13 protein-coding genes are annotated in these 22,619 nt (G+C 54.7%); 1 reads left to right on the forward strand and 12 read right to left on the reverse strand.

The features are described 5' to 3' along the window. Nucleotides 1-135 precede the first annotated feature (135 nt). From CRP01_RS33515 to CRP01_RS33550, 8 genes are all read right to left on the reverse strand, one after another. Nucleotides 136-4,389 carry a hybrid sensor histidine kinase/response regulator transcription factor gene (locus CRP01_RS33515; RefSeq protein WP_099154453.1) on the reverse strand — a complete coding sequence of 1,418 codons (4,254 nt, stop codon included), beginning with the start codon at nucleotides 4,387-4,389 and terminating at the stop codon, nucleotides 136-138. 288 nt (nucleotides 4,390-4,677) lie between these two features. Beyond that, nucleotides 4,678-6,141 (reverse strand): alpha-galactosidase, encoded by a 1,464-nt coding sequence (locus CRP01_RS33520; protein WP_099154454.1) that lies wholly within the window; start codon nucleotides 6,139-6,141, stop codon nucleotides 4,678-4,680. 58 nt (nucleotides 6,142-6,199) lie between these two features. Then, nucleotides 6,200-7,696 (reverse strand): arylsulfatase, encoded by a 1,497-nt coding sequence (locus tag CRP01_RS33525; RefSeq protein WP_099154455.1) that lies wholly within the window; start codon nucleotides 7,694-7,696, stop codon nucleotides 6,200-6,202. Between the two features lie 300 nt (nucleotides 7,697-7,996). Beyond that, nucleotides 7,997-8,998 (reverse strand): Gfo/Idh/MocA family protein, encoded by a 1,002-nt coding sequence (locus CRP01_RS33530; protein WP_099154456.1) that lies wholly within the window; start codon nucleotides 8,996-8,998, stop codon nucleotides 7,997-7,999. 42 nt (nucleotides 8,999-9,040) lie between these two features. Continuing rightward, nucleotides 9,041-10,288: an MFS transporter gene (locus tag CRP01_RS33535; protein WP_099154457.1), complete on the reverse strand. Its 1,248-nt coding sequence runs from the start codon at nucleotides 10,286-10,288 to the stop codon at nucleotides 9,041-9,043. Between the two features lie 28 nt (nucleotides 10,289-10,316). Next, nucleotides 10,317-11,723 (reverse strand): four-carbon acid sugar kinase family protein, encoded by a 1,407-nt coding sequence (locus CRP01_RS33540; protein WP_099154458.1) that lies wholly within the window; start codon nucleotides 11,721-11,723, stop codon nucleotides 10,317-10,319. A gap of 34 nt (nucleotides 11,724-11,757) precedes the next feature. Next, nucleotides 11,758-12,411, reverse strand: coding sequence for a cyclase family protein (locus CRP01_RS33545; protein WP_099154459.1), 654 nt, complete (start codon nucleotides 12,409-12,411; stop codon nucleotides 11,758-11,760). Between the two features lie 10 nt (nucleotides 12,412-12,421). After that, nucleotides 12,422-13,474, reverse strand: a complete 1,053-nt coding sequence (locus CRP01_RS33550) for an isocitrate/isopropylmalate dehydrogenase family protein (protein ID WP_099154460.1) — start codon at nucleotides 13,472-13,474, stop codon at nucleotides 12,422-12,424. A 667-nt stretch (nucleotides 13,475-14,141) separates the two neighbouring features. On the opposite strand from CRP01_RS33550, the gene CRP01_RS33555 reads away from it, so the two are divergent. Further along, the gene (locus CRP01_RS33555; protein ID WP_099154461.1) at nucleotides 14,142-15,581 is read left to right on the forward strand and encodes a sulfatase family protein; all 1,440 of its coding nucleotides are present in this window, start codon (nucleotides 14,142-14,144) and stop codon (nucleotides 15,579-15,581) included. 12 nt (nucleotides 15,582-15,593) lie between these two features. On the opposite strand, the gene CRP01_RS33560 is transcribed toward CRP01_RS33555, so the two are convergent. The 4 genes from CRP01_RS33560 to CRP01_RS33575 form a co-directional block, all read right to left on the reverse strand. Beyond that, complete coding sequence (locus CRP01_RS33560; protein WP_099154462.1) at nucleotides 15,594-17,672, reverse strand: T9SS type A sorting domain-containing protein; 2,079 nt, start codon at nucleotides 17,670-17,672, stop codon at nucleotides 15,594-15,596. Nucleotides 17,673-17,772: 100 nt separating this feature from the next. Further along, nucleotides 17,773-20,214 (reverse strand): DUF5060 domain-containing protein, encoded by a 2,442-nt coding sequence (locus tag CRP01_RS33565; RefSeq protein WP_099154463.1) that lies wholly within the window; start codon nucleotides 20,212-20,214, stop codon nucleotides 17,773-17,775. Between the two features lie 51 nt (nucleotides 20,215-20,265). Further along, entirely contained in the window at nucleotides 20,266-21,825 is a 1,560-nt protein-coding gene (locus tag CRP01_RS33570) for an FG-GAP repeat domain-containing protein (RefSeq protein WP_099154464.1), read from the reverse strand. 99 nt (nucleotides 21,826-21,924) lie between these two features. Continuing rightward, nucleotides 21,925-22,602 carry a porin family protein gene (locus CRP01_RS33575; RefSeq protein WP_099154465.1) on the reverse strand — a complete coding sequence of 226 codons (678 nt, stop codon included), beginning with the start codon at nucleotides 22,600-22,602 and terminating at the stop codon, nucleotides 21,925-21,927. Nucleotides 22,603-22,619: the final 17 nt, after the last annotated feature.

The raw sequence follows: 22,619 nt of genomic DNA on the forward strand, positions 1-22,619 counted from the left end.
GATCACCCTTAATGCTTAATGGCATTTCATTAGTGTGATCGGTAATCATGGGCTAATCACAAAGCCGTAGGTACTAAAGGTAAGGACTTATAAATCCGATCAGCCTTGTCAGTAAAAAAAAAGAGGTCTCCAAACTCAGGTTTGCGATAGGCCTTTCACAAATTGCGACGGCGATTTATTGAATTCCTTCCGAAAGGCCTTCGTGAAATAGGACTGACTCTGGATGCCCACCCGGTACATCACCTGGATGATCGATACCTCTTCGCTGGCCAGGATCTGGGCCGCCCGCTTCAGGCGCAGGCTCCGGATCAGTTCACCCACCGATTTGCCGGTAATATTTTTGACCTTGTTATAGAGCTTGGTGCGGCTCATCCCGATCTCCCGACAGAGTTGATCCACATCAAAATCGTTCCGTTCGATATTGTCTTCCACAATGCGCACGAAGGTGTCCATGAACTCTTTTTCCTGATCGTTGACGGCCATTTCACGGGCCTTGGAAAAGGCATTGTTGATGTACAACTCTTTTAGTTTGGCGCGGGAGGAAATGATATTCTGAATAGTGGCCTGCAGCATCCGCAGATTGACGGGTTTGGTGAAATAGTAATCCGCTCCGGATTCCACCCCTTTCACCTTGTTCTCGGCCGAAGATTTGGCAGTTAGCAGGATGAAGGGGATGTGGTTGAGTACCGGATCGTTTTTGATCCGTTCGCAAAATGCCATACCATCCAGTTTGGGCATCATGATATCACTGATGATGAGGTCCGGTGGCGTATTTCGGGCAAGTTCCAGTCCTTCCCGGCCGTCTCCGGCTTCCAGCACATGGTAGTCCTGCTCGAGCGACTCCCGGAAAAAGTGGCGGAGTTCCAGATTATCTTCCACGATCAAGACGCTGGGACGATAGCTGCTCGCTCCGGTATCCAGCGAAAGGGACTCGGCGACCACTTCGTCTACATTCAGCAGGCCGTCCTGGATAGTCTGCAGCAGGGACTCATTGGAGAGCGGTACGGTCGTGTTCTCTTCCAGGTCATAGGCCTGGGCGAGGTTCGGAAAGCCGATCAGTAGTTCGGTCCCCTGTCCGGGAGCGCTGTAGATGGAAAGTTCTCCTTTGTGCAGCAGGACCAGGCTTTTCACGAGGGCCAGGCCGATACCGGAACCGCTTTCCGGCTGCCCTTCCTGCCCCCGGCTGAAATACCGGTCGAAAATGAGCGGCAGGTCATCTTTGGCAATGCCGCTTCCGTTGTCCTTAATGTGTACCCAGCAATATGCATCGGAGCGGTATTCGCTTTTGATCTTGTAGGAGTGGGCATATTCCGGATGGAAATGCTCGTAACGGTCGTAAAGACTGACCGATACCGTGCCGGAAGGTGGCGTATTTTTAAAGGCATTCCCCAGCAAATTGATCAGGATCTTTTCCAGTACGCTCCGGTCAAAGTAGCAATCCGCTTGTTCCAGTCTCGACTGAAAGACGAACTTAATATCCTTGGTAAGTGCGTGCTCGTCAAAGTTATCCATCACCTCCTGAACCGAACTTTCCAGATCTGATCGTTTCACGGCGAGCCGGTAGGCACCGGTCTCTACTTTCCGGAAATCCATCAGTTCGTTCACCAGATGCAACAGCCTTTTGGCGTTGTTGTGCATCAGGTGGAAATACCTTCTGGCTTTGCGCTCTCCGACCTGCCCGTGCAGCAGGTTTTCCAGGGGATTGAGGATCAGTGTCAGGGGTGTTTTGAAATCGTGGGAGATATTGGTAAAGAACTGCAGGCGCATATTGTGGAGTTCTTTCGTCTGCTTTTCTTCCAGCAGACTGATTTCGTAGGCCTGCTTGAGCTTATACCAGCGGATAAGCGCGTAGTAGATGGCGCCCAGACTACCCAGGAAAAACAGCGCGTAAAAAAAGTAAGCCAGACCGGTCTGCCACCAGGGTGCGTGTACGGAGATGGCCAGACTGGTGATCTCATCGCTCCAGATACCGTCCCCGTTGGAGGCCGATACCTGGAAGGTATAATGGTCGTAATCCAGATTGGAATAGGTCGCCTTCCGGTTCCGGGCATCCGTATAGATCCAGTCGTCATCGAAGCCTTCCAGTTTATAGCGGTAGCGGCACTTGCCGGGGTTGGCGTAGTGCAGGGCGGCAAAACTGATGGAAAGATTGTTTTCCAGATGACTCAACTCGATCTGCTCACTTTCGTTAATGGATTTTTCGAGGATTACCCACTTGTTCTTTTGCTCTCCCAGCCGCACCGAGGTATTGTTGATGATCAGGTCCGTGAGGACAACTTTGGGTTTTTGTTCGTTCAATCGGATGCTGTCTGGATAGAAATAATTCACACCGCGGGTCCCGCCGAAATAGAAACGCCCGCTGGCTCCTTTATGGGAAGCACCGATCTTGAAGCTGTTACTCTGCAGGCCGTCGTTGATATCGAAATTGCGAAAATTTTTGGTTTCCGGATCAAAAAGTGCAATGCCTTTGGTGCCCATCCAGATCCTTCCCCTTTGGTCGCGGAGCAGGCTTTCGATGTCCGCGGAAGGTGCGCCTTCTTCCAACGAAAAATGCTCGGCCGTGTAGGTGGCGTTGTCGGGGGATAAGATGATCTTATTCAAACCACCGCCAATGGTACCCACCCACAGCGTGTTTTCGTTGATCCGTTCGATGGGCCAGATGAAATTGGAATTCAGGCCTCCTTCCTGCCGGTCCTTTCCCAGATAGTGCACAATGCGGTCAACGCTGCCGTCCGCTTTCAGAAAGATCCGGTCCAGCCCCTTATCGGTCCCGATGAATACTTCCGGGTAGATGTCATCGGCGTAGATGAAGGAGATCCGGTGGGAACTGACGTAATAAGGAGCATTCGGATTACCCGGCGGCAGGATCTGTTCTACAGTGTAGTCATCGGCATTCCGGTAACGGATCCGGTTGAGGCCGTTTTGCCAGGAGCCGGCCCACATCTGACCGTATTTATCCCGGGCCAGGGAGAATATGGTATTGTTCGTCAGGCTGTGCAGTGAGTCGTTCTGCTGGACCAGTTGATGGAAAGTTCCGCTTTGCCGGTCCAGTATATTGATCCCGCCTTTGGCGGTACCCACCCAGAGCCGTTGTCGATCGTCGTAGGCCAACGACCGGATATCATTACTGCTTAAACTTGTCGGGGCGTTGGGATCATGCAGGTATACCGTGTATTCCTGGGTGGCAAAGTTGTAATGGTTCAACCCTTCTTCCCGGGTGCCGATCCAGACATTGCCCTGCGGATCCTCTAGAATGGCCCGAATGTAATTGCCGGAAAGGGTATTGCCTTCCCGCGCCGGATCGTGTTGCAGCAGATAGAATTGTTTCTGATTAAGATCGAGGTAATTGATGCCTCCGCCAAAAGTACATACCCACAGGCATCCGGAAAAATCCACGAACAGGTTATTGGTGTGCTTGGAAGTCAGCGCATAACGGTTGATCGGGTAAGAACTGCTATAAGTCTTGAAGGAACCCCGCTCGGGAATGTATTGGATCAGCCCGGAAGCGGTGCCGATCCAGATACTGCCTTTTCCGTCCGCCACCAGCGTATTGATGGTATGGTTGATATCTTCTCCCAAACCGTCCGCTTCCGGAGTCTGCAAGCGAACGGACTCACCCCGAACGCTGGCCTGCACCCAGTCCATATCCCGCAGATCGAAGCGGATCAGGCTGGTACCATTAATGCCCCAGACTTTATCGCCATCGGCAAAAGAAAGATCATGAAGATAGGTATAGGCAAAGCCGGAGGAATCCCTAAGTTGAACAGTCCGCAGAGTTTTAAGGTCTTCGCTCAGGTAGAACAACCCCTGGGAGGTGGCCAGCCAGAAATTGCCTTCCGGACCTCGTTTGATGTTGTGACAGATGACCTCCTTCAGCACCGCCGGCAACTCAACCGCAGTTAACTGGTAACCCGCACCGATCCGGTACGCCACTAACCCCTGTTTTTTGCTGATCAGCAACTGACCGCTATTACCCACATGCACATTCGTGATCTCACGCTGGAAAATATCATTCTGACTCTCCGGGTATTCCAGGGACAAAAACTGTTCCCGGGTAATATCAAAACATTCCAGACCGCCCTGGGAGGCCAGCCAGATATTATTATCGCCATCGATGCATATGGCATTGATCCGGTTGTGGTAGGCACTCTGGGTGGATTGCCGCTCGTTGACGAAAGACTTTACTTCGTAGCCATCAAAACGGTTGAGCCCAAAATAGGTGCCGATCCATATAAAACCGTTGGTGTCCTGGGCAATACAGGTCGCATCGGTGTGGGCCAGGCCATCATCCACCGTTAAATGGCGAAACTGAAAATTGGTATGCTGCGCCGATATTGCGGTCAGACCGAGCCAAAAGCTCAGTAACAGACTAATTTGCTTGCTTCTCATAAATCTAGTTGATGCCAGTTAGTTAATTTGGCCGAGGCGCGTATTGGCTTAATAATGTCAGTTCTGTTTCGGCAAAATCGCTTTGGCGTAATTCTAATTTACTAAAATAACCGGGAATTAGTGCTCCTCGAACGGATTACAAACTCTTAAACCGCCGGATCACCCTTAGTGCTTCCCACCCAGTACCACCCTCAACCGTCGACCATCGACCATCCACCGTCCACCATCGACCATCGACCATCGACCATCCACCGTCGACCATCCACCCTCCACCATCGACCATCCAAGCTAATTCTCCGCCACCCTCGTCAAACGATACAAACCAGCCCCGTGCGCCGGAAGCTCCACCCCAAACTGCCCCTCGTAATTCCCCAGGTCCTCTCCGGCCCAGAGATCCCGGATCCGGTAGGTATCCCGCAGGTATTCCCACTCGAAATTGAACTCGATCCGGCTCGTTTCCTCCTTCAGGTTAAAAAGCCCCAGAAAACGGTCCCCGGTGGCCGGATCGGTAGCGATCCAGACGGCCTCGCCGCGGTGGTTGATCACCTGCCGGTTGTCGGTGCTTTGTTGGTTCACGTAGAGCACTTCCTTGTTGCGCAAAAAGCGATCCACCGTTTCCTGCGGGGTCGATAGTGGATCCCCTCCCCACATCAGCGGGGAACGGCCGATGGAAAAGAGGCTCATCAGGGTATAATGCTCGGGTTCGGTGAATTTGGACATCCGTTCCGGACCGTGGGGGCGTCCGTTCAGCGAGATCCGTCCGATAGGCAGCATGTCGGCATCCGGCCAGTGGTTCGCTTCCCGGTGGGCTGACCAGGCATTCAGCAGGTCGAAACTATGTCGCAGGTGATCCCACTCGTCCCAGAAGTCTGCGGAGATCCGCCACATATTGGAATGGTCCACAAGATGATCGGCCCGGGCCAGCGGAGCTTCCCCGCAGGACAGGCTCAGTACCATCGGTCGACCGCTATTGCGGATGGCTTCCTGCATCATGGCGATCTCCCCCTTGTGGTAATCTTGGAACATCATGTCATCGGCCTTGATGTAGTCCACACCCCAGGAGGCATACAGTTCGAATAGGGAGTTGTAGTAAGCCTGAGCTGCCGCTTCCTGGGTGGGGTCCACACCGTACATGTGATTGCACCATTTGCAGGTATCCCAGGGCTCGGCGATATCCGCCGCCGTGTATTCGGAATCCTTGATGGGGGTATCTTTAAAAGCCGCATACCGGTGGATGCCCCGCATGATATGTATCCCGAATTTCAGGCCTCTGCTGTGCACATAATCCCCCAGCGGCTTGAAACCCTGCCCGTCGGCGGCTGAGGGAAAACGCTCCACGGAGGGCAGCAGCCGCCCGTATTCATCCATCGTGATGTATTCCGGGAACAGCGGCTCACCATTATCTTTGTACCGGATATTGGGATGTCCGAAGCGGCGGGGCGTATCCCAGTTGCCGGGCTCCGGATGCCACCAGATGTAATCGATCACCGCGTATTCCCAACCGTAATCCTTTAGTTCGTCGGCCATATAGTCAACGACCTGCCGAAATTCTTCCTCGTTGATGCGGCAGTCATAAGCGTCAAAACTGTTCCAGCCCATGGGCGGCGTGGGCGCTACATTCGCAAATTTGTCCAGTACGACCGCTTCCGAAGTGGGGGGCGTGACAGGTAGGTTCTCCGAATTGGCGGAAGTACAGGCACGGAGCGCGATCAACGTTATCGCTATAGCCAGCAGATAGATAATTTTCTTCATGACGTTTTAAGTAGTTTAGACTTTTAGACACTTACAATCCACAGTAGTCGGCATCGGCTCAGAAAGCCGTCTCCGCATTTGCCCCGCTGTCAAAGAGTGAGATGCCCGGGAATGGCGTGTGGGCTTCTTTCAGGTACCGCTCGAGTTGGGCTACCTTTTCAGGGTTCTCGTCCGCCAGATCACGGGTTTCGCCGAGATCATCCGCGAGATGATAGAGTTCCGTTACCACGGCTTTACTGTCGTCCCGAAGATGGAGTCTGACGAGTTTCCAGTCTCCCTCCAGTACGGCCTGTTTGCCGCCGGCTTCGTAAAATTCCCAATACAGGTATTGATGTTGTCGCTGCTTTTCCGGTGTGCCCAGCAGTGTGGGCAAAAAGGAGATACCATCAATATCTTCGGGGGCCGCTACGCCCGCCAGTTCACAAAAAGTGGGCAGCACATCCCAAAAAGCCGAGATATGGTCAGTGGTTGATCCCGCCGCGATGGTTCCGGGCCAACTGGCAATGGTCGGCATCCGGATGCCGCCTTCGTAGAGATCGCGTTTGGTACCGCGCAGCGGGCCGTTGCTGTCGAAGAAATCGGCCTGGTGGCCCCCTTCCTGGTGCGGGCCGTTATCACTGGTGAAAACGATCAGGGTATTTTTATCCAGACCGAGTGACTGTACTTTGTCCCGGATGCGCCCCACCGTACCGTCGATCAGGTCGATCATGGCGGCGAAACCCTTCTCCGGTTGCGGCCAGTCCCGGTCGGCGTAGGGGCCGTAAGTGGGGACTTCCATACCATCTCCCAGAAAGTAGCCGGCTTCGTTGTTGGCGTGGGGGATGTTCAGGGCGAGATAGAGGAAAAAGCTGGTATCCCGGTTGGCTTCGATGAAATTGAGTGCGTCTTCTTCAAAGAGGGGATGGGTGTGCTGTTCCTTTACCCGGGCTACGCCGGTTCCTTCGGGCATGCCGTTCGGATGGTAGCGGGCGTAGTTGTAGGTCGTATCGGTGATGTTGCCAGGCACTTTTTCCCGCTGTCCGTTGCGGTAGAGGAATTCCGGATAGAAATTGTGGGCGTGCCACATATTGATGTATCCGAAAGCCTGATCAAAACCGTTGCGCAGCGGATCATCCGGAGGCGGTGGATGCCCGATACCCCATTTCCCGGCCATGCCGGTAACGTAACCACCGGCTTTCAACGCCTCGGCGAGGGTGGTGGTCTCGGGCGCCAGCAATTGTCCGGAAGGCTGATTGCCCCGAACAGTAGTGTGACCCGTGTGTTTGCCGGTCAGCAAAGCGGCCCGGGACGGACCACACACCGTCGATCCGGAATAATGACGGGTAAATCGCATACCGTCCGCTGCCAACTGATCGATATTAGGTGTCTGCAACAGTTGCTGACTGTAGCAGCTCAGGTCGCCGTAGCCCATATCGTCCACCAGGATGTAAATAATGTTGGGTTTACCGGCGGTTACTGCTGAGGTCGATGCATCGGGCTGAGATCGATGGTTACAGGCAGCGAGGGGCCACAGCAGCAGGAGTGAAAAAAAGTACGGTGTGAATTGGCGAATCATTTTGTTGCTTGTATTTGTAACAAAACTATATTCGGCCAAGGTGGAGACTTTGCTCGTTTATCTTTTTAAATTGCTTTATCGTTCAGCCCTTAGAATCCGGAGACTTCCGGACGGAATGGTAGGGAAAATCATACTAATGGATAAGTTGCATTGATCAAGCAAAGATTGGGAGACCGAGATCCTAAGAGAGGGGGGGGAGCGTTGCGTTTCAACCCTTCGCCTTGCCTCTCATTCTTCTTCTCTCCGCCCTTCTTTTTCATTTTGTCCGGTAGTTTGCCGGAAAATGTAGTGGCAGCCTTGTCAATTGCCGGCCTGTTTGTAGATAACTTCCTGCCACTCCATATTGCGCAGGTAATCCGGTCCGCCGGTCTCAAAAGGTTCGTTTTGCAGAAACGCATCTACGAAAGCCCGCTGGGTAGCGTAGACACAGTCACCGGCAAAATTCCGGTCTTCGTGGTCGTAGGGAATGTCTGCTTCCGCTTTGCCCAGCAGTTGCAGGGTAAGGCGTCCGTCGGTGTAGAGCCGTATACTTCCGCCGCTCCCTTCCACCAGCATCTCTCCGAAAGTATAGCGGGCGTTGCCTCCGGCGGGTTCATTGTAGCGATTAGCGTCCCAAATGCCAAGTGCGCCGTTCTCAAATTCAAACAGCAGCAGGGCGGCATCTTCCCCGGCAATATGGGGGTTCAACCGCTGCAGTCTGGCCGTCACCCCGGCGATCTCCCCGGCCAGAAACCGGAAAGTATCGATAAAGTGGATACCGGTCTCAAAGATCAGCAGGCGAGGCATGGTGCGAAAATAGGGCTGACGGCTCAGGTAAGCATCATCCGGCCAGCCGTCGCCCGTTCGCATCCGGAAATAGATCCGGTGCAGCCGGTCGCCGATGACTCCTGCCCGCAGCAGGGCTTTGATCTGTCGGTACCAGGGCTGAAATCGGAAATTCTCGTGTACCATTAAACGGAGTCCGGCGTCGGTCACCAGTTGTACCAGTTCCCGGGCAGTTTCCAGATCGGGCGCCAGGGGCTTCTGGCAAATGATGTGTAATCCGCGCGCCACAGCCTGCCGGCACAGTTTCAGATGGGTATCCGGCGGAGTAATGATATCCACTACCTGCAGTTCTTCCCGGTCAAACAGGGTTTCCACCCGGTCGTACACCCGGGCTACGCCGTAGCGGTCGGCCATGGCCTGGGCCTTGGCCCGATCGAGGTCGCAGATCGCGACCAGCTCTACTTCCGGGATCCGTTGCCAGGCTTCTACGTGAAAGGCCGCGAAATAACCGGCTCCGATGCATGCGATCTTGGTCATTGGACAATTTTTTGTTTTGACCGAAAAACGAATTTTAAATGATCAATAGGCCAGCCCCCGCTCTGCCTTCACCCGCCACCACATCCAGATGGCGATACCGTTCAGGGCCGCCGCGGTGTAAAAGAAATAATCGGTGGATCCCATCCAGGCCGTCAGGTAAGGGAAAGCCAGTGCGGTGAGAAAAGAACCGATGTTCCCGGCCATATTCATAGTGCCGGATACCATGCCGGCGTGTTTTTTACCGATGTCCACACACAGGGCCCAGGACGGCGGCAGGGTCATGTCCGCTCCAAAAATGGCGATACTGATCATGAAGATCGCTCCCAAGGGGGTAGTCATGAAAATGCTGCCGATCAGTCCGACGGCAGCCAGGGCAAATCCGACCATGGCCGGAAGGTTGCGGGAAGCGTTCCAGTTGCCCTTTTTGAAAATGGCGTCCACGGCTCCGCCCCCCAGCCAGTTGCCGGCCGCACCGGCCACGAAAGGCGCAACGCTGTACCAGCCGGCCTGCATGGCGTCCAGCTCGTAGGTGCTTTTGATGTAGGGAAACAACCAGGTGAGCGCAAAAAAGAAGGTGAAATTACTGGCAAAGTACTGGACAATGGCCGATTGCATGTTTTTTGAACTCAATAATTCCTGCCGCCCCGGAGGTTTGCCGGCAACCGTATCCGTTTCGGTCTGCCGGTTGGCAATGATGTAAGCTTTTTCCTCCTCATTAATTCCAATCTGTTCTTCGGGCGTATCCCGGAAAAAATACCACCAGAGCAGCGCCCACACCAGTCCGATACCGCCCAGGATGAAAAAGGTGGTGCGCCAGGTGTAACTTTCGATCATCCAGGCGACGAACGGCAGTGCAAAGGCTGCTCCCAGCCGGGAACCGGAAAAATTAATCCCGGTCACCAGGCCGCGCTCCCGTAGGGGAAACCAGGAATAGATCGCCCGGGACATACCGGGAAATGCTCCGGCTTCTCCGGCTCCGAAGATAAACCGGATGATGACGAGCGACAGGAAATTCCAGGCGGCACCGGTCAGGGCAGTAACTACCGACCAGATCCCGACGATACCGGAAAGGACGCGCCTCGGACCGTAGCGGTCGGCGAGCATGCCGCTCGGCACCTGAAAGAGCGCGTAGCCGAGGGCAAAGGCGGACAGTACCCAACCCATGGCTTTGTCGCTGAGCGAAAGGGCATCGGCAATCGGATCCTTCGCTACCGAGATACAGATCCGGTCGATGTACAACAGGAGGGCCAGCAGGAACATTCCTACGGCCACGAGGTGTCTTGCTTTCATCCGAAACAGGTTTCAGATATTTATAAAATCAGATCATCAGGTCATTCACTACTTTGGTAATCGAGTCCGCTTCTCCCACGTTTCCTGGAAAAATGATGTAGGATAGACCGGGGAATTTACTTTCGGGCCCGCAACTCCAGACCGGTACGCCCGGCAGGATCTGCCCCTTCACGATCGCTCTTTTTACACGCAGGGATTTGGTGGCAATCTCACTGGATGTAATGCCGCCCTTGGCGATCAGATAGCGGGGGCGCAGTGCCAGTTGACTGACGATGTCCGTAAGAAATGCGGCAATGCGGGTGCCAATGGCCAGATTCTCTTCGGCCGTATTGGCGGCAATGAGGTCCCGGCTGGTATACAGGGCAACGTCCCTGCCGTCGCGGATCAGAGCATTGATCCGGTCGCTGTACGTTTTTAGTTGCGCCTGGGTATCGGCTCCGGCGTTTAACAGCCTGCTCACATCCAGTTCAATGGTTTCCAGGTCGGTATGCGCCTGCAGGTGTTCCAGTTGCCGGGTGGTGGTCGGTACATAGGAACCGATCACCAGCAGTCCGCCGCGCCCCTGGTCCTCTACGATCTCGGCCGGTTGCAGCAGCGGTTTAACGGGCTGGGCGGCGAGTACCGCTACAAAGGAGGCCGCCGTTCGGCAAATGGGGTGGATAGTAGATTGCATCAGCGCCAGGGCAAATACCTGGAGATCGTGGTAGTTTGCGGCATTTACCACACAGGTCATACCCGGTTCGCAGTTGTTCAGTTTTTCAGCGATGAATTCAATACTGTCCGTTCGAAGCTCCTGGATGGAGAAGGTGATCACTTCGGAGGCCGCCACGGCACCACCGGTTTTCTGTTCGACCCATTTCCGCAGGTCGGATTGGGTATAACCGAATACCCGGTCCTGGGCGTAGGGGGTATGCGCAGCGGGAATGAGGTGTCCGTTCTGCCGCACATAGTGCACATTGTTGATGGTGTACCGACCGCCTTCAAAAAAGGCGGGGATGAGAATATTGACGGCCTGGTTGCTGCCCAAACCGACTTCCAGCGCCTCTACTTCCGATGGATAATGACCGCGCAGCGTACTGTCACTCCGGCTGATCACCATGATGCGCCGGGCAAAGTTGGCGTTAGCCTCGGTGATGTTCCGGCCGATCTGTAGCGCCAGACGGTCGGCCGCTTCTTTTTGATAACTCCGCGAATTGGTCAGGATATAGAAGAGGGGAGTCCCTTTCATCAGCTCTTCCCGGATATCCTTTACGGACCAGTTAGTCAGTACGGGAATGTTGTAAATGGTCTGGGTACCCGTCGGATCGTCATCCAGCACGATGAAGACGTCCACTTTTTTCCGCGTGGCCGTCTGTATGGTGTGACTGAGATCGACCTCCTGCACCGGGGGTAGCTCGGCGAAAGCCGTTTCGGCTACCAGTTTTTTAGTATCCATAAGCTATTGGTTTCTTTTTGGTCTATAACTGTGATCATACTTCGATTTCCAGAGCGATCACCCGGGCCGGGGCTCCGTCTCCCGCCCGGATCTTTAGGGGGAGCGCGATCAGCCAGACCTTCGGGCGACTTAATGCCGACAGATTGGTCAGGCCCTCAATGATGATCACTCCGCCCCGGAATAACAGCTGGTGGATCCGGGTGACTTCTTCCAGATCGTTTACATCGGCTACTGACGGCGGTTCTACACCCAGCATTTTTATACCCTTCTCTACGCACCATTGGGCCAGTTCGGTACTGATGCGAGGCAGCTGGTTTCGGTACGTTGACGGGTCGTGACGGTGCCGGCTCCAGCCCGTTCGCAGGAGCAGACTGTCTCCGGGCTGTACCTGGTCGGCAATCCCCCCGAGTTGCTGCGGGGAGATCAGCGCCCCGGCCGAAATATCCGACAGATCAACTACCCAGGCCGGTCCCATCAGTTGCTGGGGCTCAAATGCATCGATCGTGCCCGTCAGCCCAAAATGGGCCGGGGCATCCATGTGCGTGCCGGCGTGGGAGTATATCTGCAAGGTCCGGGCATTCCAGCCGTCCTTGCCCAGTTCCCGGGCGGTTGCCTCCGAATAGCCGCTGATACTGTCATCGTAGGCTAGGCTCAGGTCGATCGCTTTGGCATCCAATAGGTGCTGCATGGCTTCGGACTTAAAGGTGATCGAGTAAGATGGAGGTGGCTTCGGCGGTGGTGGTCCGGCCGCCGAGATCGCGGGTCAGGATCTTATCCCCAACCGTTTGTTCAATCGCATGGACAATATCCGCAGCGGCAGCGGTCTCCCCGAGCTGTTCCAGCATCAGGGCCCCGGACCAGATCTGACCGATGGGGTTGGCAATTCCTTGTCCCGCAATGTCGGGGGCCGAGCCGTGGATGGGCTCGAACATACTGGGGAAGTTCCGTTCCGGATTGATATTGCCGCTGGGGCCCAAACCCAGGCTGCCCATGGTAGCCCCGCCCAGGTCACTCAGGATATCCCCGATCATGTTAGTGGTCAGGATGACGTCAAATCGTTCGGGTTGCAGCACGAAACTGGCCGAGGCGGCGTCCACGTACAGCTTTTGGTATTCCACGTCGGGATATTGATCCGCTATTTCGGCGATCACCTGATCCCAGAAATATAGGGTGTAGATCAGGGTGTTGGATTTGGTGACGTTGGTTAGTTTTTTCCTGCGTTTCCGGGCCAGCTGGAAGGAGTAATGGGCTACCTGTTCGATCCCGTGCCGGGTGAACAGATTGGTCTCGGTGGCAAAACCATGCGGCCGGTCTGCGTCGAATATCTTGCCGTTCTGTACGAATTCACCTTCAATATTTTCCCGGATGATCACAAAATCGATGTCCTCCGCTTGCTTGAACTTCAGGGGACCGTCTACGCCGGGCAACAGTTTTACGGGCCGGTAGTTGACGTATTGGTTGAAGGCCTTGCGCACCTTGTAGGTGTAGAGTTGGAAAGGCAGCCGATCGTCCACTTCCGGTAGCCCGACCGCTCCGAAATAAACGGCATCGAACCGACGGAGAACTTCCAAGCCGTCCTCGGGCATAAAACTTCCTGCACTCAGGTAGCGGTGGGCGCCCCACTCAAAGACCTCTACCTCCAGGGTGAATTGGTGCTTGCGGGCCACGGCCTGCAATATTTCCAGTCCGGCGGGAACGATCTCGTGGCCGATACCATCTCCGTAAACGGCCGCAATTTTATAGGTGCTCATCTGGCAGCTGTTTGCTTTTTTGGTTAAACAAAGTTGATTTTTCTTATAAGCTATTGACGTTCTGCGGTATAGCTTTGCTTACAAATAAAAGGAGAAAACTGCGGCTGACTGCTCTAAAAGAATGGCCAATCAGCGGGAAATACGCTCCGTTAGCGCACACGTCGGGGCAGCGAACATTCCCGGAAATCCGGGCATTCGAGTCCTATCATAAACGACGTTGTTAAGAGCCGGGTTAAAACTACGCTGTGTCCGTAGCGGGGGCTTGTTCGGAAGGACGTCTCTTTTGTCCTGCTGTTCATTTTGCCCGGAATCCTAGATCGGAGCAGAAATAACTTTTACCTTAGAGGGCAAACCGTTTAGGAGGTGTTAAAGAGTTAATGTGAGAATGTGTTAAGGTTGGTAATCGGGGTGGGAAACGAATGATGGTGTTGACGTCCTTTCTGCTGCTATATGAATGGGAGTTCTCCCTTTTCATTGTGGTATTCCAGTGAGTAGCAATCTGTCAACACCCCGAATGTAATCGAGACACTTCCCAACTGTTGACCACCGTCAACCTTCAACCGTGAGCTGTGCGACCATCAACCGTCGACCGTCAACCATCGACCATCAACCGTCGACCGTCAACCATCGACCATCAACCTTCGACCGTCAATCAAAAACCACCAAAATGCAAATCTCCCAACCCACCCTTTACATTCTGACCGTATTCCTAATCCTATCCTGCCAACCCACCGCAGAAGACCCGGCAGAAGCCGGCCCTAATGCGTCTGCTACCGACCGACCCAACATCATTCTAATGGTGGCCGATGACCACGGTAAGGATGCGCTGGGTTGTTACGGCAATCCGGTGGTACGTACCCCGGCCCTTGATGCGCTGGCCGCTACGGGCTTTCGCTTTGATCGGGCCTTTTGTACTACGGCCAGTTGCAGTGCCAGTCGCTCCGTGATTCTGTCCGGATTACACAATCACGCCAATGGTCACTACGGGCACCAGCACGCTTACCACCATTTCAGCGCCTTTGACAAAGTGAAAAGTCTGCCCGTTCTGCTGGAAAATGAAGGCTATCGCACCGCGCGGGTGGGTAAATACCATCTCGCGCCGGAGTCGGTCTATCATTTCCAGGAGGTGTTCCAGGCTTCCGCCCGCAGTCCGGTGGAGATGGCCGATGCCTGTGCGGATTTTATACGTGCGGATGATCCCTTTTTTCTGTATTTCTGCTTTTCGGATCCGCACCGGGGTGGGGGATTTGCGGAGGAATTGCCTCACCAGCCCGATCGCTTCGGCAACCGGCCGGAAAGTTATCCGGGCATCACGGAAGTAACTTACGACCCGGATGAAGTGCTGGTGCCGCCCCATCTGACGGATACGCCGGAAACCCGGGCGGAGATCGCCCAGTATTATCAGTCCATTTCGCGACTGGATCAGGGTGTAGCCAGGTTGATGGACCAACTGAAAACTACGGGTAAGTTTGACAACACCCTGATCATTTACATCTCGGATAACGGCATGGCCTTCCCCGGGGCGAAGACGACCCTCTACGAAGCCGGTATGCAGCTGCCCTGCCTGGTAAAAGCGCCGGGCCAGCAGGAGCCGGCCGTTACCGACGCAATGATCAGCTGGACAGATCTCACGCCCACCATTCTGGAGATAGCCGGGGCGAAGGTGGCGGATTCTACCTTTCAGGGACGGTCTTTTGTCCCGGTACTGACGGGTGACCGCTGGGAACGGGATGAGATCTACGCTTCCCACACTTTTCACGAGATAACGATGTATTATCCGATGCGCGTGGTACGCGGTGAAAATTATAAGCTGATCATGAATCTGGCCAGTGGCCTCGAGTATCCTTTCGCTTCCGATCTCTACGCTTCCAAGACCTGGCAGAGCCTGCTGGAACGGAATATGGATAAACTCGGCGAAAAACCGATCGCGGAATTCCTCCGGCGACCGCGTTTTGAGCTCTACGACCTGAGTAAAGATCCGTACGAAACCTATAATCTGGCGGACCTCCCGGAATTTCGGGAGATCCTGAACGGGTTACAGCGTAAAGTGCAGTCGTTCCAGGAGCAGACCGGTGATCCGTGGGTCTACAAGTGGGAGTATGAGTAGACCAATGTTGACTTAATGCTTAGAAAAGCGACCGGGACTATATCCTTCTATTTTTACCCAATACAGACCCGGCGGTAGATCGCCGGTCCGCAGCCCGTTCCGATAGTGCATTTTGCGGATGAGCTGTCCCGTGGCGGAGTACAATTCCACTTTCCGGCGGGGAGTGATTCCTTCCAGGAAGACTTTGTCGGTAGCCGGCACGGGATAAAGCTTGAACCCGGGCCGGGCCGGACTTTGGGTGGGCGAAACCGTACAGGTGTAAGGAATTCCGAAATGGTCCGTACCGTCTCCGAAAACAACTTCCACCGTGTGGTCCCGATCAATGGACGGAAAGAAAACGGATTGCCGTCTTCCCTGACTGATACCATCTACGATCACATCCAGAATGCGACGGCCGGGATCGGGAATGATCTGAACACTGCGATCCATGCCCGCCGGGGTCGGAATATTACCGTCCGGTACCAGGCGGCCGCCGGCATTGCTGCTCGTGGTAACCACCGGCAGATCGCCTCCCGTGCGAAAGGAGATACTGTGAGTGGTATGCGGATCAATATCAAAATATTGGCCGGCATTTTCCATAGTCACCACCGTATTCCCCGCGATCAGGTTGATAAATTCAATGTCGTGGACAATGGCTTTGGCTGCGTCGCGTTCAAAACCGGCGATCTTGTTCCGGATCGGCTGGCCGCCGGAATTCAGAAAGGGATATTCCAGGATAATATTTTTGAATTGAAAGTGCTGGAGTTCACCCCAGCTGCCGTTCTCGGGTTGGGGGTCGGCGGAGGCATCGTAAGCAATGGTCAGGTTAGCGATCAGGGCAGTGCCGTCTTCGGCGTAAATGTTGTGGATTGAATTGTGACTGAGATGGACGCCCTGGTTCAGGACCGAGCCGATCACACCCTGATTGCGTTTGATATCCACATTCACATCCCACTCGGAATGAATGAAATAGATGTTCTCGTATTCAGTAAAACCTGACCCCAGATCGTTCCATCCCAATTGGCCGAAAGCGCCATTGCGCATGGGCCACATAATGCTGTTTACGATCCGGTGGGGATCCCGGGCGTAATCCAGATCATCACTGGTTTTGATGAACAGTTCCTCCATGTAGGAATTGGCGCCGGAGCGCACTCCGTCGTGATTGGAAGCCCAGCCGATGATCTTTAGATTTTTGAAATAACTATTTTTACCGGAGGGGATGGTGTGGTGGGTGGGATTAGTGATCACAATCCCTTCGACCCGGCAGAAATCGGCACCCCGCAGGTCAATATAGGGCGCTTTTTTTCCATCCTCCTGAAAGAAATGCCAGTAAAAATCCCGCCCCGTGAGGATCCCCCGTCCGAAAATCCGGATATTGTCGTACCCATCGGCATCGATGGATCCCCGGACAACCGCCCCGCCCGCAAGGTAAAATTGCTGCCCCTGCCGCGCGGCGTAGAGCCGTCCCTGGGTTTCGGGGAATTTATCCGGCAGATAATGGTCGCCCGATGGGAAGTAAACCAGACCGGCATTCCGGACCTCGTTGGCCGTGGCGGTGGAATAATCGACCACTCCCGGAGCGGAGAGGGTGGGAATATCGGTTTCCGGCCGGTCCGCAAAGATCATCAGTCCGTGCTTTATGGCTTTACTTTCGTTCTGGCCGTTATCCTGATTATCCGCACTGATAAAATGTACGCTGACATAGCTGGGTCGTACCTCGTGATTCAGGGAAAACTGCACGGTCCGGCCGTCGAAATAACTGGGCTCGATCCCGAAGGCGTCGGGGGCGATCTCCACGCGATCTGCGGCCATTCCGTACAGTTTAGTGACTTCGATAATGATCGTTCCGTCGAAGGCGAACTGAACAAAGGAGAGCGATCGATCCTGATGGAGTCCGGTTACCCCGTGCCCGTCCGGGCCCTCGGTGAGGTTGGGTGCAGAATAATGCACGAACAGATCGGACTGCCCGCAATCCTGGTATACCCGTACGGCGTATTTGTCGGACTCGGGTATCTGTGGCGGCCAGTTGTACGGGATTACCTGCGCCTGCAGGACGGATAACGAACAAACCAGTAACAGCAGGAATGAAAGAAGCGATCTTGTGCGTTTCATGGCAATCGTTTTCTTCCAAACTCCGATAAAAGCAGATACCGGCCTTGCTCAGATATACGTGATTTGCGTTCGGATTTGCTTTTCTGCGCAAATGCCGGAGCTATCGCTTTTTCATCAGTACCACCCAGTCCTGATCGACTGCTTCGGGCGGTTCGGGAAGATCGATCCGGCTGTAACCGGTACGGATGATCGGTTCTCCGACAAATTGCCCGGTACGTGGATTGTACCACGAAACCTCATAGTCACCACCCTGGGCCCGCATATCAATGCCTTCCAGAGCGCCGCCTTCTTTCAGATAAAAGACATAAACTTCTCCCGGTAGATAGAATACATAATCGTCTTCCCGGTCCGTGAATTCATCGTCGGGGATCATCTTCCAGAATGGTAGCTCGTTGTCGTTGAAAAATTGCAGGGCGTACCGGCTTTGATCCCACATCTTGTCCCGGGAGCGCCAGTCCTGACAGCTCAGGTCCGAATGGGCGTGATCGTAGCCGAAATACCACTCAATACCGGCCCCGCCGGCCATCAAAGTACCCCAGAGGGCATTTTTACGGGGGACATCGTGCCCGGGATCCTCCGCATCGGGCAGGAGGGAGTGCTGGGCATCGCCGGGTTCGTCGACACAGATCACCCAGGGTTTGCCGCAATAGGTGGAGAGCTTTCGCCAGCGCAACACCTCCCGATGGACCATATCGAAATTGGCGTGGTGGGTTTGGACCGAGGCCCCCGTCAGTCGGGAGCGGTCGCCCAGCAGATCGTCAAAATGGATGCCGTTGTGGATCACCAGATGGTGGTGATAGGGATCGTTCCGGTAAAAATATTCCGTCATGGCAATGCGTTCCGGGGTGTATTGCTCCGGCGTCGGATTTTTGGCCTTCCACTTGCCGTTCTCTTCGCAGAGATTCCAGTTGAGAGCCAGGTGGTGGCCGAAGCGGGCGATCAGCTCCCGGTAGTAGAGTTTGCGCTGCGGCCCGAGGGCACCGCCGTCGTGCAATCCCTGATTCTCCACCTCCAGGGTTTTAAAGTGGAGGAACATGCCCAGCCGCTGTGCGTGCTGGAAGACCATCTCCCACTGATCCATCCGGGAAATATCGATGCGGTCCAGGTCGTCGTAGCTAAGGTATGGGAATACATTTTGATCGTCCCCTTTGATATTGCAGGTCAGAAAAGAGAAGACGTTCATCCCCTTACCGGCCAGATAGTTGATCGCACCGATGATCCCCTTACCTTTTCCATTTTGCCACTCGGGGTCTCCCGCTTGCCAGTCCTTAATGTGGGCTTCCCAGGTTTTCAACCACTGATCTTTGTGGCCGTCGGTCTTGAAATCGCCGTCAAATTCGACGTAGGACAGGAAATTTTCCGGGGCATCGGCTCCGGCCTTGAGAAAGTACGCGCCGGTCTCGGCAAATTTCAGATAGGGTTCGCCCACGTATTGCAGTCGCCCGTGGGCGCGAAAATCCCGTCCGGTCTTATCGGTGGGCCCTACCGTGAAACTGCCCGCGGTCCCATCCATGAAACCGGCGCTGCTCCCGGCATCTTCGGCTTCGTCGACGGCAATGTTTTCTCCTTTTTTGAAACTTACCTGATAGGTCCATTCTCCTTCGGCATCCGGTGCGAAGTGCACCCGCCAGCGATTGCCATCAGTGGAGGAGGTCGATCCGGCATTACCGTCCGCGGCAAAGTAGCCGGGCACCAGGTAACGGCGGTCGCCATTACTGAAGACCACGTTTAGCCGGTAGTTCAGAAAGGGATTGTCGGTGGCCTGCTCATCGGATTCCGGGCCGTCGAAATTGAGCGTGACCTTATGCCACTTTTTCAATTCGCCCTGGATGTCGGCACTGTCTTCTGCGGACTGTCCGTAAACGGTCTCCGCCGGACCGGTACCGTAGGGGGCGGCGTAATCCCGGGAGAGTACAAATTTGTCGAATTCAAATCCGTCTTCCCGCATGGAAAAGGACACCGTATGCCAGCCGGTTTCGGGAATTTGCAGGTAGATGAGTTGTTCGACCCCGCAGTGCACCCGCTGGGTCCGTTGTTTGCTGGCCCAGGTCCAGGCATTTTTTCCTTCACACCACTGCATGCGCTGCCCGCTTTCCGGCCATTCACCGTTGAGGCCGACATGAATGCCGTTGTCTTCCGAGCCAGAGGAGTAGGCTCGTACCCAGACGTAGTATTTTCCGGGATTATTAAAATAAACCCGGTAGTGCAGGACGCCCAGTTTACCGGGCTGATTGGAAAAATTTTCGCCGTGGATGAGCTTTTCGCCGTGGTTGCGCCGTGTATCCGGCAGGGTCTCCAGGTAAGCATCGCCGCTGGCTCCGGTAGTATGGGGCTCATCGCCGTCGGATGAAGCTTCCGGTGACCGGTCGGTGGTCGTGAGTTCCCACCGGCGGGTATCCGTCAGTTCCTGACTGGCAAAATGCTCCGCTTCCACGCTGACCAAGCCGTTGTTTTCCTCGAATTGATAGTCGGCGCTTTGGGCGGTCAGAGAGACATGGCCAATAAAAAGCAGTAAGATCAAAAGTTGGTTGTTTCGATTCATATCGTCTGAAGTTTAGGGCCAATATCCGGACTGGCCACCGGGTGAAGGAACTCAATTGTGCAATTTTGTTGTCGGAAAAGCTTGATCGAGTTGATTTTCAAGCACCAGAAAAGGGATCCCATTTCGGAGCCACGCTTCCTGGAAATGCTGCAGCTCCGCATCGGGGATCTCAAAAGCCAGTGCACCCAGGACGATGTCCAGATCACCGTCCGCATCCAGATCACCCACATCCATACTGATCCACCGTTCCCGGGCCGCATCCTGAAATGTTGACGCAGAAAACTGATAATCGCCCTGATTTTCCAGATAGACAAAGGAAGCCTCGGGCTGATTCCGGTAATCGGGAAAAAAGGAGATGGCGGCCAGATCCAGATCACCGTCTTGGTCGAAGTCTTCGGCGGCCACGCGGTAAGCCCCGTAAAGCGGATAAAAGAACTCCTGCCGGAAGCTACCGTTTTCGTTGAGATACAGATAGATACCCTGATAAGGCTTGCGGATCGGCCGGTAATCCGCGTTGTCCCCGGCGGTATAGAGAATATCCAGATCCCCATCTCCATCCACATCGCGAAGGTTAAAAAAAGAAGATCCCATGGCGGGGTGCAGGGCGATCAGCTCTTCTTCCCGGAACTGCCCGGCCTCTTCCTGGTAAAAAGCGCGGATGCCTTCCCGCCCCTGTCCAAACAGGGCGATGATGTCCGGCCGGCCATCGCCGTTCAGGTCTTCGATGTAGGCACGCATGGGAGCGGACGGGCCGGACAGGATATGCGGCCGGTAGCCATCCCCGCCGGCTTCCCACCAACTGAGTTGCCCGTTCCATTTTCCGAATTCGCAGATCAGAATATCGGTCTGTCCGTCCTGGTTCAGGTCTCCAAGTGCCGTATGTACGGGGCGCTTCAGGCCGGTAACCGGCCGGGTAGGCGGCAGTTGCTTATCCCGGGGATAGAAGACCAAATAGCCTTCGGCCTGGTCGCTGGCCAGGAAATTACCCATCACGGTGAGCCACAATCCCTCTTCCGTTGGGTTCAGATGGACCGCCCCGGTCCCGACCGGAGCGCTTTTGAGCAGATGGAGATCCCGGTCGTACTGGAGCAGCAATCCCTGATGGATATCACCCATCATAATCTTACCTCCCTCCATGATCTGAATAAGCGAGGTGCCGGGTGGAGAGAACCGCTCTTCGGGCAGGCGCACGGAGAAGATGTCAAGTGGCGAAGTGATCGGCGGCCGCCCGGCGGTATCCAGTTGGGCCGGTGCCTGGTCCAGATAAAATTGCCGGATCTTTTGCCAGGCTTCCGGACTGATGGTAGTTTCCCGGGGAAATATTTCCGTCTGGTCAATCAATTGCGTCCCTAACTGCTCTTCTGTAAAATGGTGCGCCATCGAATCATACAGCTGACGCATGCCCATCATATACCCCATTTTGGGAAGGATCTCCTGCTGCCACGTAGTACGATCGAGCAGAGTAGGTGCCGGAAATTGGTGGCAATTGCTGCAGTATCGCCGGGCGAGCGCTTCGCCGGTTTCGCCTTCAGCTAGGTTTTCTCCTGCTTCCGGACAGGCCATGACCAGCAAAAAGATCATCAACATACCGAAGAGAATGCTACCTTTCATAGGCTACTTTTAACTATGACCCGACGCGCAAAAACCGTCCACCATCGACCATCGACCGTCCACCATCGACCGTCCCCCGTCGACCGTCCCCCGTCTTCATCAATAAAAAACATAACTCATCCCCACCGTAAAGTGGAAGGGTTCCAGTTCATTAAAAATATCGTTCTCGCCCATGGGCGTGTAGAGTTCTTGGAGTGTGAGTGTATGCTTCAGGAACAGACCGGTATGGCGGGAAAGTTGCCGTTGCAGACCCAGGATCAGACTGGTGTCAAAAACGGCAAAATCATCTTTGATCGCATTCATATTCAGATAGGGATAAAAGCGGACGCTTTCGCCGATCTCGCGGATGCGACTACCGATCAGGCGGCCGATGGATACCCCCGCGAAAATGCGGTAGGGTAGGGCGGCGCCGGCGGCCCGGCCGACATTCAGATTGAGCAGGATCGGGATCTCAATGTAAGTCAGCCGGATGTTGATGTAATTGTCGAAATCCTCCAGTTTTTCTTTGCGACTGGGTTGAGCTCCGCGCTGACTGAGCAGGATCTCCGTACTCAGGGCAAAACGTTCGCCGAGCAGGACCATACCCTGCAGCCCGGCCTGGAATCCGAGTTTCCGGTAACCGGCGTAGGTGTCGCCGTCGATCTGAGCGGCATTGATGCCGGCGACCAGCCCGGCCGCGAAACGTCCGTCGGACTGAGCGGAGGTTTCCGGCACGCCTAGACCCAACAGCAATGCGCTGAGCAGAAAGATCCAGCGTGTCTTTTGGAGTATACGCATAGGTTGAAGTTAGTTGG

Source organism: Flavilitoribacter nigricans DSM 23189 = NBRC 102662 (assembly GCF_002646595.1).
In the GTDB taxonomy this organism is placed as follows: Bacteria; Bacteroidota; Bacteroidia; order Chitinophagales; family Saprospiraceae; genus Flavilitoribacter; species Flavilitoribacter nigricans.